Annotated in this window: 14 protein-coding genes; 5 read left to right on the top strand and 9 right to left on the bottom strand. The window is 37.5% G+C overall.

Annotated elements, in window-relative coordinates; all coding sequences use genetic code 11:
- The first annotated feature begins 35 nt into the window (after nucleotides 1-35).
- Nucleotides 36-650, top strand: coding sequence for a LysE family translocator (locus tag SJY37_RS06675; protein ID WP_298322463.1), 615 nt, complete (start codon nucleotides 36-38; stop codon nucleotides 648-650).
- On the opposite strand, the gene SJY37_RS06670 is transcribed toward SJY37_RS06675, so the two are convergent.
- Nucleotides 647-1,444, bottom strand: a complete 798-nt coding sequence (locus SJY37_RS06670) for a DUF2797 domain-containing protein (RefSeq protein WP_298322465.1) — start codon at nucleotides 1,442-1,444, stop codon at nucleotides 647-649. The genes SJY37_RS06675 and SJY37_RS06670 overlap by 4 nt on opposite strands.
- Nucleotides 1,445-1,545: 101 nt before the next feature.
- Here SJY37_RS06670 and SJY37_RS06665 point away from each other — a divergent pair, with 101 nt between their 5' ends.
- Nucleotides 1,546-3,057 carry a GH3 auxin-responsive promoter family protein gene (locus tag SJY37_RS06665; RefSeq protein WP_298322468.1) on the top strand — a complete coding sequence of 504 codons (1,512 nt, stop codon included), beginning with the start codon at nucleotides 1,546-1,548 and terminating at the stop codon, nucleotides 3,055-3,057.
- Nucleotides 3,058-3,256: 199 nt separating this feature from the next.
- Here the strand turns inward: SJY37_RS06665 and clpX are convergent, their stop codons facing one another.
- The 8 genes from clpX to SJY37_RS06625 all read right to left on the bottom strand — a co-directional run bounded on the left by clpX (nucleotide 3,257) and on the right by SJY37_RS06625 (nucleotide 11,631).
- On the bottom strand, nucleotides 3,257-4,489 hold the full coding sequence (gene clpX, locus SJY37_RS06660; RefSeq protein WP_013750315.1) for an ATP-dependent Clp protease ATP-binding subunit ClpX: 1,233 nt from the start codon (nucleotides 4,487-4,489) through the stop codon (nucleotides 3,257-3,259).
- Nucleotides 4,490-4,540: 51 nt separating this feature from the next.
- The gene (gene clpP, locus SJY37_RS06655; RefSeq protein ID WP_013750316.1) at nucleotides 4,541-5,215 is read right to left on the bottom strand and encodes an ATP-dependent Clp endopeptidase proteolytic subunit ClpP; all 675 of its coding nucleotides are present in this window, start codon (nucleotides 5,213-5,215) and stop codon (nucleotides 4,541-4,543) included.
- An 87-nt stretch (nucleotides 5,216-5,302) separates the two neighbouring features.
- Entirely contained in the window at nucleotides 5,303-6,625 is a 1,323-nt protein-coding gene (gene tig / locus SJY37_RS06650) for a trigger factor (protein ID WP_298322484.1), read from the bottom strand.
- 71 nt (nucleotides 6,626-6,696) lie between these two features.
- Nucleotides 6,697-7,047 (bottom strand): phage holin family protein, encoded by a 351-nt coding sequence (locus SJY37_RS06645; RefSeq protein ID WP_108877774.1) that lies wholly within the window; start codon nucleotides 7,045-7,047, stop codon nucleotides 6,697-6,699.
- A 103-nt stretch (nucleotides 7,048-7,150) separates the two neighbouring features.
- Nucleotides 7,151-8,737, bottom strand: coding sequence for a G-D-S-L family lipolytic protein (locus tag SJY37_RS06640; protein WP_298322489.1), 1,587 nt, complete (start codon nucleotides 8,735-8,737; stop codon nucleotides 7,151-7,153).
- A gap of 11 nt (nucleotides 8,738-8,748) precedes the next feature.
- The gene (locus SJY37_RS06635; protein ID WP_298322492.1) at nucleotides 8,749-10,020 is read right to left on the bottom strand and encodes an OmpP1/FadL family transporter; all 1,272 of its coding nucleotides are present in this window, start codon (nucleotides 10,018-10,020) and stop codon (nucleotides 8,749-8,751) included.
- A gap of 129 nt (nucleotides 10,021-10,149) precedes the next feature.
- Nucleotides 10,150-10,914: an alpha/beta fold hydrolase gene (locus SJY37_RS06630; RefSeq protein WP_298322494.1), complete on the bottom strand. Its 765-nt coding sequence runs from the start codon at nucleotides 10,912-10,914 to the stop codon at nucleotides 10,150-10,152.
- A 3-nt stretch (nucleotides 10,915-10,917) separates the two neighbouring features.
- Nucleotides 10,918-11,631 carry a pyridoxine 5'-phosphate synthase gene (locus tag SJY37_RS06625; protein ID WP_298322497.1) on the bottom strand — a complete coding sequence of 238 codons (714 nt, stop codon included), beginning with the start codon at nucleotides 11,629-11,631 and terminating at the stop codon, nucleotides 10,918-10,920.
- Between the two features lie 78 nt (nucleotides 11,632-11,709).
- On the opposite strand from SJY37_RS06625, the gene SJY37_RS06620 reads away from it, so the two are divergent.
- The 3 genes from SJY37_RS06620 (at nucleotide 11,710) to SJY37_RS06610 (ending at nucleotide 14,087) form a co-directional block, all read left to right on the top strand.
- Nucleotides 11,710-12,366 (top strand): CBS domain-containing protein, encoded by a 657-nt coding sequence (locus SJY37_RS06620; RefSeq protein WP_108877769.1) that lies wholly within the window; start codon nucleotides 11,710-11,712, stop codon nucleotides 12,364-12,366.
- Between the two features lie 6 nt (nucleotides 12,367-12,372).
- On the top strand, nucleotides 12,373-13,257 hold the full coding sequence (locus SJY37_RS06615) for an NAD kinase (RefSeq protein WP_298322504.1): 885 nt from the start codon (nucleotides 12,373-12,375) through the stop codon (nucleotides 13,255-13,257).
- A gap of 155 nt (nucleotides 13,258-13,412) precedes the next feature.
- Nucleotides 13,413-14,087 (top strand): DUF6089 family protein, encoded by a 675-nt coding sequence (locus SJY37_RS06610; RefSeq protein WP_379952912.1) that lies wholly within the window; start codon nucleotides 13,413-13,415, stop codon nucleotides 14,085-14,087.

Raw genomic sequence — 14,087 nt, 5'->3', positions numbered from 1 at the left:
AGTAAGCTTTTATAAAAGCACACTACTAAGTGCTTATGATTCTTATAGCTTTACTTATTGGCACTATCGCTACCATTCTGGGAGCACTTCCTCCTGGCGCATCAAATCTCGCTGTAATTAAAACCTCCCTAAATGAATCACACCGTGAGTCTTTAAAAATAAGTTATGGTGCTGGACTAGGCGAGGTATTACTTGCCTTTATAGCATTTTCCTCTGGTATGGTTGTGCAAGATTTTTTTGAAATGAATCTTTGGGTACAATATTTAGTTGCTGCAGTTCTTGCAACTGTAGGGCTTTACTTTACACTTAACAAAAAAGAAAAAATTGAGTCCAAACGAAAAAAATCATCTAAATACCTCCTAGGATTCACACTTAGTGTCATCAACCCGCCTGTACTTATTTATTGGATTTTAGTGTTTTCTCTATTAGGCAAGTGGTTATCAAGCGCTACATCTATCTCTGCATTATGGCTTGGTTTATTCCTTAGTGGTGTATTTATTGGAAAGGTTGCAACACTCTATGGCTACAGTAGATTTGGCACTCATATTCAAAAAAAGAAATCTTCTTCAGGAAGTAACATTAATCGTTACATAGGTATCACCCTCATAATATTAGCTTGTATACAAGTTATCAAGCTGACTGTTATTTAAGAAAGTACTTCTAGACGTACCACATATCCTTCCCAACTACGCACGTTAAAAACAGTGTCATCTTCAAAAATGAGATACTGCCCTTTAATTCCTTTTAGTACACCTTCATAAGCAGGAGTTTTATCAAGATTAAGTGTTTTTAACTTTTCCGGATAACTATCTACTGGAAAGTGAATGTGAGTTTCTTCGTTGCTAGGTATAAAATACTGCTGTGCTTCTTCTGGTATATATTTTTTAAGTTCATCGCGATATTCTGCTAGGCTTACATCTTCTATATCATTTTTAAGCATCTTGCGCCAGTTAGTCTTATCTGAGACATGCTCTTTAAGCGCTAGTTCTGTTATACCAGCTAGGTATCTATTAGGCACTTCAACAATCTCTACCGCTTCATGAGCACCTTGATCTATCCATCTAGTAGGCACTTGTGTCTTACGAGTGACTCCTACCTTTACATTGCTTGAGTTTGCTAAGTAAACAATATGCGGCTGTAATTGTACCTTCTTCTCATACTCTAGATCCCTCTCTTCTTCACCTAGATGGGCTTTAGAAAGCTCAGGTTTCATAATCCAATCGGCAGCTTGTGGAACTTTATAAAAATCATCATAGCAATACCCCTGACGGAAAATCTTTTTATTTTCTCCACAAGCGAGGCATTCGTATCTTACAAATTCTATATGCAACCTTTTTCCTAAGAGTTGATTCATTTGTATGAAGTCACCATCCATTACTAAATAGTAATTTATAGGATCTGTGTGCTCCGTTTGCATTTTTCTAAGGACACCTTGGTATTGCATTTAAGAAAACTTTGATTACAAAATGTGGGGAAATAAGGTTAAATTAGCTTTCGCGAAAGCAATAACCTATCCCGTTATATACGTGTAAATATACCAACTTTATGGCTATCCCTTTAGTGCATTCCATTGCTTCTTGGTTCTTAAAAAAACGCATTCACCAGATGGAGCTTTTTATGAAGTACCCCTCTGAGGTTCAAGAAGAATTGCGCACTAAACTCATAGAGAAAGCAAAAGATACCGAGATAGGTAGAGCTTATGACTTTAAATCTATAAAATCATATCGTGAGTTTGCAGACCGCATTCCAGTGACTTCTTATGAGGAAAATCAAGAATATATAGAGCGTAGCCGTAAAGGTGAGACAAACATAATGTGGCCTACTCCTATAAAATGGTTTGCACAAAGTAGCGGTACAACAAATGCTCGTAGCAAGTACATTCCCGTAAGTCCAGAATCACTTGAAAAATGCCACTATGCAGCAAGTAAGGATTTATTGTGCATGTATCTCAATAATAACGAAGGCTCACAGCTATTTTCTGGCAAAGGACTAAGACTAGGTGGCAGCAAGCAGTTGTATCAAGATAATGGAACTGTTTATGGTGACTTATCGGCTATACTGATTGATAACATGCCTTTTTGGGCAGAGTTCAGCAGTACACCTACTAATGGCGTTTCACTTCTAAGTGATTGGGAAACCAAGATGCAAGCCATTGTAGACGAGACTATCCAGCAAGATGTAACTAGCCTCTCTGGAGTTCCTTCTTGGATGCTAGTTTTATTAAATAATGTTCTTGAAACTACTGGTACATCAAATTTACTTGAAGTGTGGCCTAACCTTGAGGTTTACTTTCATGGAGGTGTTAGTTTTGATCCTTACATGGAGCAATATCAAAAATTGATTCCGTCTAATTCTTTTAAGTATTACGAGATCTACAATGCCTCAGAAGGCTTTTTTGCCATACAAGGCCAGAATGACTCTAAGGAATTATTGCTCATGCTCGATTATGGTATTTTTTATGAATTTATACCCATGACTACCTACGGAACTCCTGGACAAAACGTAATACCACTTACAGAGGTAGAAGTAGGAGTGAATTATGCGATTATTATCACTACAAACGCTGGTTTATGGAGATATAAAATAGGTGACACCGTAAGATTTACAAGCACCAGCCCGTATAGAATTAAAGTTACGGGGAGAACAAAACATCACATCAACGTTTTTGGAGAAGAGCTTATCATTGAGAATGCAGAAGAAGCCCTTAAAAAAGCGACCAGAGAGACAGGCTCCGAAATAAAGGATTATACCGCTGCGCCTATATTCATGGAAGGAAAGGAAAAAGGTGCTCACGAGTGGATTATAGAATTTAAGAATCCACCTCAGGATATCGCACTATTTAATCACAAACTAGATCTTGCACTTCAAGAAGTAAACAGTGATTATCAAGCAAAGCGTTTTAATAACACTACCTTAAACGCGCCCACGATTCATAGTGCTAGAGAAAATCTATTTTATGACTGGCTTAGAAAAAATAATAAGCTTGGCGGCCAGCACAAAGTACCTAGATTATCAAACAAAAGAGATTTTGTAGAAGCACTACTTGAGCTTGCATAGCATTGCAATCGGCATTTTTAAGTTGGTTTTCATATTAAAAAAATACGCCCGCGAAGCAAAATTAATTGTTTTTTGCGCTTTCGCGAAAGCGTACTCACCACAATACATTCTCCTTTTAAAACCTAAAATGCTCACTAAAAACCATAAAAAAAAGGCACTCATAAGAGTACCTTTTTATTCTATTTATGTGACCTCATTATTATGAAGCTGCTTTCAATTTTTTGAGCGTAGATTTATTCAATTTACCCTCTGCATACGTCTTAGTTACATTCAGCGATTTCTCGTCAGAACTAGGCAGATCGAACATAGCATCTGTAAGGATGGCCTCACATAAACTACGTAATCCTCTTGCACCAAGTTTGTACTCAATAGCTTTACCTACCATATAATCCAAAGCTTCATCTGTAATGGTAAGCTCTATATCATCCATGCTAAAAAGCTTCTTATATTGCTTTATAATAGCATTTTTAGGCTCTGTAAGGATAGCTCTCAATGTTCCAGCATCTAGTGGGTCCATGTGTGTTAATACTGGTAGACGACCTATGATTTCTGGGATAAGACCAAAATCTTTAAGATCCTTAGGAATAATATATTTAAGCATATTATCCTTCTCTACTACATCTTCACTTTTACTAGCCACAAACCCCATTGCTTGCATATTTAAACGCTTAGAAATGTGGCGTTCAATACCATCAAAGGCTCCTCCAGCGATAAATAAGATATTCTCTGTATCTACCTCAATAAACTTTTGATCTGGATGCTTACGTCCTCCCTTAGGCGGTACGTTTACTACGGTACCTTCTAATAGTTTTAATAACGCTTGTTGCACACCTTCTCCACTCACATCACGAGTAATAGATGGATTATCACTCTTACGAGCGATCTTATCTATCTCATCTATAAAAACGATTCCTCTCTGTGCTTTTTCAAGATTATAGTCGGCTGCTTGTAGAAGACGTGTCAAAATACTTTCAACATCCTCACCTACATAACCTGCTTCTGTAAGCACTGTAGCATCTACAATAGCAAGAGGCACATTAAGCATACGAGCGATTGTCTTTGCTATAAGTGTTTTACCAGTTCCTGTTTGTCCCACCATCACGATATTACTCTTCTGGATCTCTATATCATCATCTGTCGCAGGCTGTAATAATCGCTTGTAGTGGTTGTATACCGCTACAGACATTACTCTTTTTGTAAATTCTTGACCTATAACGTACCCATCAAGAAACTCTTTAATCTCTTGTGGCTTTCTTAACTTAAGCTCTCCTTCAAGATCATTTGTAGCAACATCCTTAGACTCTTCTATCACAATACCATGTGCTTGCTCAATACATCTATCACAGATGTGCGCGTCAAGCCCAGCAATTAGTAAGCTAGTCTCTGGTTTTTTTCTACCACAAAATGAACATTCTAAATCTTCCTTTGCCATTTTATTTACTGTTTTGAGATATTATACGCTTTCGCGAAAGCATAAACCTCATTAGTCTCTCTTCAATATTTCATCTATCATACCATACTCAAGCGCTTTATCTGCTTTCATCCAGTAATCACGATCACTATCGTTATATACTTTATCGTAGTCTTGACCAGAATGCTTTGCGATAATATCGTAAAGTTCCTTTTTAAGTGTCAAGATTTCCTTTGCAGTAATCTCGATATCTGATGCTTGACCTTGTGCTCCACCCATAGGCTGGTGAATCATCACACGGCTATGTGGCAAACCACTACGCTTACCTTTTGCTCCTGCACAAAGTAATACAGCCCCCATAGATGCTGCCATACCTGTACAGATGGTAGCAACGTCTGGCTTGATAAACTGCATCGTATCATAAATACCTAGACCAGCATACACACTTCCTCCTGGAGAGTTGATGTAAATCTGAATATCCTTATTTGCATCTGTACTTTCTAAAAATAGTAACTGTGCCTGTACAATATTTGCAACCTGATCATTAATTCCTGTTCCCAAGAAGATGATGCGATCCATCATTAAACGAGAGAATACATCAAAGATAGCGATGTTCATCTGGCGCTCTTCAATGATATTAGGAGTAAGGCCTTGTGGCAACATACTCGTAATAATTTTATCGTAATAATTAGAGTTTACACCCTGATCTTTGATTGCAAAATCTTTAAATTCTTTTCCGTAATCCATATTTTTATAGCAATATATATTTTAAAAAAAAGCGTTTTACTAATACAAGTAAAACGCTTTAAAGATACTTATTATATAGGAAGTATTCTAATTGTAAACTTCCTTAACAAATTCGTCAAAGGTTACTTCCTTCTCCTTAAGTTTTACATTTTCTTTAAAGAATGCAAGCATTTTTACATTCATAAACTGCTCAGATAAGCGCTTTACTTCTTCTTGATTACCAAGTATACGTGCTGCGATATCTTCAAGTTCTTTATCTTCAGGGTTCATTTGACCATACTGCATCATTTGCCCTTTGATCATATCTTTTGCGTAGTCTTTTAATTCTTCAAAAGTTACTTGAAGTTTATTATCTGTAACTACTTTCCCTTCTATAAGCTGCCATCTTAGACCTTTTTCAGAACGAGTAAACTCTTCTTTTGCCTCCTCATCTGTCATAGGCTTCTCACCACTAGATTTTATCCATCTAGCAAGAAAGTCTGAAGGAAGATCAAACTTAGTTTCATCTATAAGACGCTCAGTAACGTCATTCATAAGTTGTTGATCGCTCTGTTGTACAAACTGGCGCTCACCATCTTCTTTAATCTTCTCTTTAAGCTCTGTTGTACTTTTTACAACATCCTTACCAAATAACTTATCAAAAAGCTCTTGATCAAGGTCTGCTTGCTCACGCTTATTTGTTTCGGCTAGTGTAAAGGTAACTTCTGCGTTCATTTCTTTTGCTTGATCTTCAGAGATCTTTAAAGCCGCCTGGTAAGTTCCTGGCTCAGAAAATAAACTTTTAGTTTTTAACGTAATTACATCACCAGGCTTTGCTCCTACTAATGCATCTACATTCTTCTTTCCTTTTACTTGCTCTATTTCAAAAGTCGCTTGGTTATCAATTCCCGCTTCTTCGTTTACAAAAGTACCAGTGATTTCACTATCCTTTGCTACTTCAGTTTGAGAAACTAGCGTACCGTATTGCTTTCTTATGGTAGTGACCTGGCTATCCACCATCTTGTCATCTACTTTGATTTTATAACTTGTAACGGCTTTCTTAGGAGTAAGATTTACATCAAACTTAGGAGCCATTCCTAATTCAAATTCAAAATTATAGTCGTCTGCATCCCAATCAAAACCTTCTTGATTTTTAGGAAGTGGATTACCTAACACATCTAGCTTTTCCTCCTGTAAAAACTTACCTAAAGCCTCTTGAAGTATTTTATTTACCTCATCAACTCTCACTGCTGTTCCATACTGCTTTTTAATCATTCCCATAGGGACATGACCTTTTCTAAAACCAGGAATATTTGCCGTTTTACGGTAGTTTTTAAGGATAGACTCTACTTTCTCGTTATAATCTTCTTTAACGATTTCTACCTTTACTACTGCGTTCAGGTCGTCTATTTGCTCTTTTGTAATATTCATTATGATGTAATTTTGAGGGCGCAAAAATACAATATTTTTACGAGTACAACAATCTTTTAAGATGTGCTTAACTAGCTCTTGCTGTCGTCTTTAATAAGTGAAAACAATATACTTTGAAAAATACTCAATAAGATACTAAAGAGTAATGCCACCCAAATACCACTCACCGAAAAGCCTCCTATAAAGTAATCTGCTATCAAGATTATGAAAGCATTGATGATAAAAAGGAACAATCCAAAGGTCAAAATCGTCACTGGCAATGTAAGTATGACTAGTATAGGTCTCACGATAAATTTAAGTAATGCTAGTATTATAGCGACAATAATCGCCGTCACAAAACCATCTACAGCAACACCTGGAAGCAGCTTCGAAAGCACTACTACCGCAACGGCTGTTAGTAAAATTTTGATTATAGATTTCATAAGATTGAGTTTTAAGAGTTACGTTTTCGCGAAAGCGCAAATTTACACATAAAAAAAGCGCCCTTTAAAAAGGCGCTTTTTACATATTATTAGTAAACGTATTCTAGTTCACATCATTGCTTATTGTTACCGTCGCATAGTCACCTATATCTACACCTGGAATCGTTGATCCATATGTATTATTAATGGCACTGATAACAGCATTTGCAGTAAAAGCATAACCTCTAGGTGATGGATGTACTCCATCTAGTGAAAATGCACCTCCTGTCACAAATTGTGAAGAAAGAATACCCCCACTAAAAGCCACACCACCATTTGCTACATTTTGTAGCGCAGTTCTAGCATCTACGTAAGCAAGTCCGTTAGCACTGGCTAGTGCCTGGATAGTTGCATTATATTGAGTTTGTGCTGCAGTTACTAATGCTTGCTCTTGCGTAGTAAGTACAAACTGATCTTGTAATGGTCTAGACACACCGTTAATAGCTAGTAAACCAGCTTGTTCAACAGGAAGACCTTGAGAAACTAAGAATCCTACATAAGCCTCATCTATAGTTCCTAAAACTCCAGCAGTTGTAAGTGGAATTAAATCATCATTTGTAGTTTGACGTAACTGAGATAATAAAGCAGCAGTAATAGGATCTAAGTTAAAAGGCGCTCCTTGAACAATAGTTGAAATATCAGTTAAATCTTCATCTTGAATTGTGATAAAGTTTGCTCCTGCACTAAAGTTAATTTGGCGAGCAGCAGCTTCTTCTGCTGTAATAACCCCAAAAGAAGCAAGTCCTGGCAATACTTGTGTGTTATAAGCTGCAAAACTAGCGTTAAGTGTTGCTGCTGTTTCCTCATCTAGCGGTATTGCTTGAGAAGGAACCGTTGTAAAGAAAGGAATAGAAGTTACATCTGGAATGTTTATCAATGCACCTTGTGCCCCCGTGCTTGTAAGTGCCGCAACCTCTTGAGAGTATACACTTGCAAATACGTTAGGATCTGTGATGTCATTAGGTCCATAAGTAGATGGATCTAAATTTCCTGCTTGATCTGCTCCTGCTCCACCTGATGTTGCAAAACCTAAGATATCGTTATTACCTATCCATAAAGAGAAAAATGTAGGATTTGCAGCAACTGCTTCTGCCATAACTGTCGTATTTGCTGAACTAGCAAAACGAGCAAAATAAGGGTTTGCTTGACCTGTAGCTACACCAGCAACATTACCATAACCTGGTGCTACAAGGTGAAAACTTTTTGCTCCTGGCACGCCTACGTTATTAAATGGTCCCGCAACAATATTTGAAACCTCTGTAGTAGGAGTTCCTGCAAGACGTGCAGGTCCTGGATTACCTTCTGCGTCTGTAGCAAGTACAAAACGATTTTCAGCAATTTGCATACCTCCTAAAGTAAGTCCTCCAAGGTTATCGCTTACTAGTGGTTGAGAAAAACTACCACCTCCCGCAAGCGCAAACTGTTGCGCCATAATGTTAGGATAAGAGTTTTCTTGACCTGTGATATATAAAGCTCCATCTGCATATCCTGCAGTAAGAGAGTTTCCTACAGATACATAATTTGAGAAATCTGCACTACCACTAGTGTAAAAATCCTCATTCTCTGTGATATCGTTATCAAATTCTGGCTCACATGCAACGAGTCCAAGTGCAAGTGCCGGAAGTGCTATATAATTGAAATATTTTTTCATCAATGCTATTTTTATAATTTATAACTAAGACCTAAACCTGGTGCAAACGCACTTGATTTGTAAGTCCCTCCAAAAGGAACACGCTCTCCACCTTCTATATAAGAATCGTAAGAAGCATCAATTTCCTTAAATGTCAAATAAAGGAAAGAAGCGTCAATCGCTAACTTATCTGTTACATTATAAGTAAATCCTCCTGTAAATCCGTAAGAATCGTTACGTGGAGTTTCTGGAGCAAAGAAACCATCTTGTACCGGAGACTCATCAAAGTAAGCACCTCCACGAAGAACAAATTTAGAACTTACATCAAACTGAGCACCTAGACGGTAACTTGAAGCATTTTTATAGTTACGAGGGTTAATAGACTCTAATGCAAGAGAACCATCTGTATTAAGGAACATAATATCTAATGCTTCATAAGCATCCCACTCTGCATAGTTCCAGTCAAAGTTAAGTGTCCACTTATCTGATGGCTTGTAAGAAACCCCTACTGTCCACTCAGCTGGTAATGGTAAAGTTGCAGTGAAGTCATAAGTTCCATTTGCAATAGGAGCAAGTGGAGAGTTAGGCACATTTGAGAATACTGCATCTCCATCGCCTTGCTCTACGTCAATATCGATTCTAGATCTGTAGTTCACACCAAAAGACCACTGATCATTAGGAGTAATCAAAGCTCCTACAGAAAAACCAAAAGCGGTGAGTCCTTGTGAATCAATCGTAACATTAGAGCGATTACCATCAATATCTGTAAGGTTACGAGATAGGTTACGATTAAAGTTAACCCCTCCAATAGCTAGGATAGGCCCTCCTCCAATACTTAAATCTTCAAGTAATTTTACAGAAACCATAGGTTGTACAAAAATGGCCGACAGATCGATATTATTAACAAGGTGCGACCCAGACCAGTCTGTAGGATACTCTACACTACTTCCATAAGGAGTATACACAGCTAGACCTACTGCTAGTTTTTCACTCACGTTATAACTTGCATATAGATACAAAGGCGTTCCTGTAGGACTCTCTGTTTGTGAAGTTTGTCCAAACTCAGCGTTCTGGAACTTTACATCAGAGAATACACCAAAACCTCCTACGGCTATATTTAATTTTCCTTCTAGATGAACTAGACCTCCTGGGTTAAAAAATGCAATCTCTGCATTATTAACCATTGCCACACCAGTGTGACCCATCGCTAGACCGCGTTGTCCTTGTAAGCTTACACGGTATCCACCGGCATACGTTACAGCACATACGAGTAGTAGCACAACGACACTTAATACTTTTTTCATAATTTAATTTAAGGTTAAGGGAAATGTGTTATTCTTAAAAATCTATCCTCAAAAATACAGTATTTATAAGGGATTGATAGTTTTATTACCAATTTACTATGCATACATAGTAAATTTGCTGAAACAATGTTATAAAAAATTTATCACTTCTTTATAAAAATCTTTAGGATTTTCTGCATGAAGCCAATGTCCAGCATTTGAAATAGTGCTTAATTGCGCTTTCGCGAAAGCGTTATAAAGACCTTTTTCATCCTCATCAAGAATATAATTTGACTTATCTCCCCTTAAAAAAAGCACCTCTCCTTCGTATGAAGATCCCTCCGGAAGCGCCTTCCCTATTTGTTCTATATTTTCTATAAGCGCCTTGAGATTCATTCTAAAACCTAGCACACCCTTTTCTTTCCAATAAAGATTTTTGAGCAAGAACATTCTAGTCCCGTCATCTGTAATATATTTTGAAAGAAAATCATCTGCCCCTGAACGACTCGTCATTGCTTGTGCGTCGTTTGACAAGGCAGTTAATCCTTCAAGAATGATCTGGTGATGCTGTGGATATTCTTTTACACCTATATCTGCTATGATCAGCTTCTTTACCATATCTGGATGGGTGGTAGCATAAAGCATAGCCACCTTACCTCCCATTGAGTGTCCAAGCAAATAGAATTCTTCTAGTCCATTTTCTACACAATAAGACTTGAGATCTTCTACCATTAACTTATAGCTAAAAGCATCACTATGGAAACTACGACCATGATTACGTTGATCTATAAGATGCACTTGAAAACCGTCTCCTGCAAATTGCTTTGCAAGCGTTTTCCAGTTATCACCCATTCCTAGAAAACCATGTAATATTATGAGCGGCTCACCTTCTCCTATGATATTAGAATGCAACATAAACTATTGAAGTTTTTTGAGATAAGAAGCCACCACTGTTTCAAAACCTAGATATAAAGACTCCGCCATCAACGCATGACCTATAGACACCTCTAGTAAGTCTGGAATGCTATTATGAAAATATTCAATATTATCTAGTGACAAATCGTGCCCAGCATTAATCCCAATTCCTAAATCACTCGCGTGAAAAGCAGCAGCTATAAATGGTTTTATCGCTTCTTCCTTATTAAGCACATAACCATCTGCATACGACTCTGTATACAGCTCGATGCGGTCTGCGCCAGTTTCTTTAGCTCCTTCTACCATTTCTAGCACTGGATCTACAAAAATCGAGGTACGAATTCCCGCATCTTTAAACTCTTGAATTACTTCTTGCAAGAAACTTTTGTGCTTTATAGTATCCCAGCCAGCATTACTTGTAATAGCATCTACAGCATCTGGAACTAGGGTAACTTGCGTAGGCTTAGTCTCGAGAACTAGATCTATAAACTTCTGGATAGGATTTCCTTCTATATTAAACTCTGTAGTAACTACATCTACAAGATCTCTCGCATCTTGATACCTTATATGACGCTCATCTGGTCGAGGATGAATAGTTATTCCTTGAGCACCCATTTTCTCTAGGTCACTCGCTACTTTTAATAGATCTGGAACATTACCTCCTCTTGCGTTACGCAATGTGGCAACCTTATTTATGTTTACACTTAATTTTGTCATAGCAATATGGTATTATTTGATATCACAAAAATACAAAGAGACCGCTGCTAGGCGGTTATTTTTTCATTATTTTGCAGTATGACGTTAACAGATTTCATTATAAATGATATTTCTCCAGTTTCTGAAAAGCAGAATATAGGAGAAGTACAGTCTATTTTTAGTCAAACTACCTACTCTCATGTTCCTATCGAAAGGGAAGGTGTTTACGTAGGGTCACTACCTGAAAATGACACACATTGCCTAGATGCAGGTATTCCTATAAGCGAATACAGCCATGGGTATGAGCAGTTTTTTGTGCGTTATGATACAAACTGGCTAGATGTACTCGAGACTTTTGCACGACACGGCTGCAATATGATGCCAGTGCTAGATGAAAAAAACACTTATCTAGGCTACTACGAGCTAGAAGACGTAATGAGCTTCTTTAACAGCACTCCTTTTATAAGTGAGCCAGGAAGTGTGGTAATTATAGAAAAAGGAATCCAAGATTACTCCTTTAGTGAGATAAGCCAGATTGTAGAGTCTAATGATGGGAAAATCTGGGGTATGTTTATCTCTAGAATAGAAAATGACGTTGCCGAAATTTCAGTAAAAATAGGCAGATCAAATTTTAATGATATTCTCGCAGCCTTTAGAAGATATAGCTATAATGTGGTGTCTAGTCACCATGAAGACACTTTTCTTACAGACCTAAGAGAGCGCTCTCAATACCTAGAAAAATACCTTAACATCTAATAAATTATGAAAATTGGTATTTACGGTCAGTTTTATCATAAAGAAGCGGGGCAATACATTCAGCAGCTTCTTGATATTCTTGACAAAAAACAGATAGAAGTCATTATAGAAAAGAATTTTCTCAAACTCATACATGAGAATGACACTATTGAAAAAGACTATAATCACTTCTCCACCTTCAAAGAATTAGACAACAGTTATGACCTCTTTGTGAGTATAGGTGGCGATGGAACCATCCTCAAGACGGTAACCTACGTAAGAGATCTTAACATCCCTATAGTAGGAATAAATACTGGGCGACTAGGTTTTCTAGCAACTATCAAGAAAAATGAAATTGAAGCCTCTATTGATAAAATATTAACTGGGAAATACAGCATCTCTAAAAGGAGTTTGTTGCAGATTACAACTAGCAAGGCCTCAGAAGAAATAGGAGAGCTTAACTTTGCTCTTAACGAGATTGCTGTGAGTAGAAAAAACACTACTTCCATGATTTCGGTGAAGACTAAGCTCGATGGTGAAGACTTAACAAACTACTGGGCAGATGGACTTATTGTCGCCACTCCTACGGGCTCCACTGGATACTCGCTTAGCTGCGGTGGCCCGGTAATCACGCCGCACACCTCGAGCCTTATACTCACACCTATAGCTCCGCATAACTTAAACGCACGACCACTAGTAATCCCTGATAACACAGTGATAGAACTTAGCGTTTCAGGAAGAGAAGAGCAACATTTGATTTCGCTGGATTCCCGCATAGCAACCCTAGATAATGAGACTATTATCACTTTGCAAAAGGCACCATTTCAAATAAGTCTCATACGTTTAGAAGGAGATAGTTTTTTAAAAACACTTCGTCGCAAGCTCCTTTGGGGAGAGGACAAAAGAAACTAGACAATATTTATGCATTTAATGTGTTTTCTGTAGGGGTTACCAGCATGTATTTGAGTACGCTTTCGCGAAAGCGTAAACTAACCCACAGCATCTTAGCAATCCCTAATTGCTAGTACCAACACAGAATTGTTATATTTGCAAACTTTTAACACCATATGAAGTACCTGACGATTTTATTGATCGCCATTTTTTGGAATACTGAAACGCAAGCTCAGACTTATGAAATAGGAGGGTTTATAGGCGGATCTAATGTTGTAAGTGACATAGGCTCTACTAGCTACTTTTCTCCTAACAAGCCTGTTTTTGGAGCTATTTTGAAGTGGAATAGAAGTTCAAGACATTCCTTTAGATTTACAGCGCTATTTACAGAGCTAGAAGGAAATGACGAGGATAGTCATGAGTCAAGAAGACAAAGCAGAGGATTATCTTTTACTAATAGTCTTCAGGAAATTTCATTAGGATTGGAGTATACATTTTGGGAATTTGATATGTTTAAAGACCGTAATGCAAACGCCCCGTATTTATATACTGGTCTTACTATTTTTAATCAGGAAAACATATCAAACATAGATGGTGTGACAGCAAGTGGAAACGCGCTAGATGTAGCGATTCCAATTGTATTAGGATATAAAGTAGCAGTAAATAATGCAATGGTCATAGCCTTAGAAGGTGGTGCTCGTTATACATTTACAGATAATATAGATGGCAGCAATCCAGCAGGAGAAGAGGCTTTAAGTTTAGGAAATAAAAATAATAATGATTGGTATGTATTTACGGGATTGACCGTGAGTTTTACCTTTGGCCGCAGACCTTGTTACTGCGGATTTTAA

Source organism: Dokdonia sp. R78006 (assembly GCF_042466145.1).
Classification (GTDB): Bacteria; Bacteroidota; Bacteroidia; order Flavobacteriales; family Flavobacteriaceae; genus Dokdonia.
The sequence above is the reverse complement of the archived record's forward strand: the minus strand, read 5'-3'. Positions and strand labels throughout refer to the sequence as shown.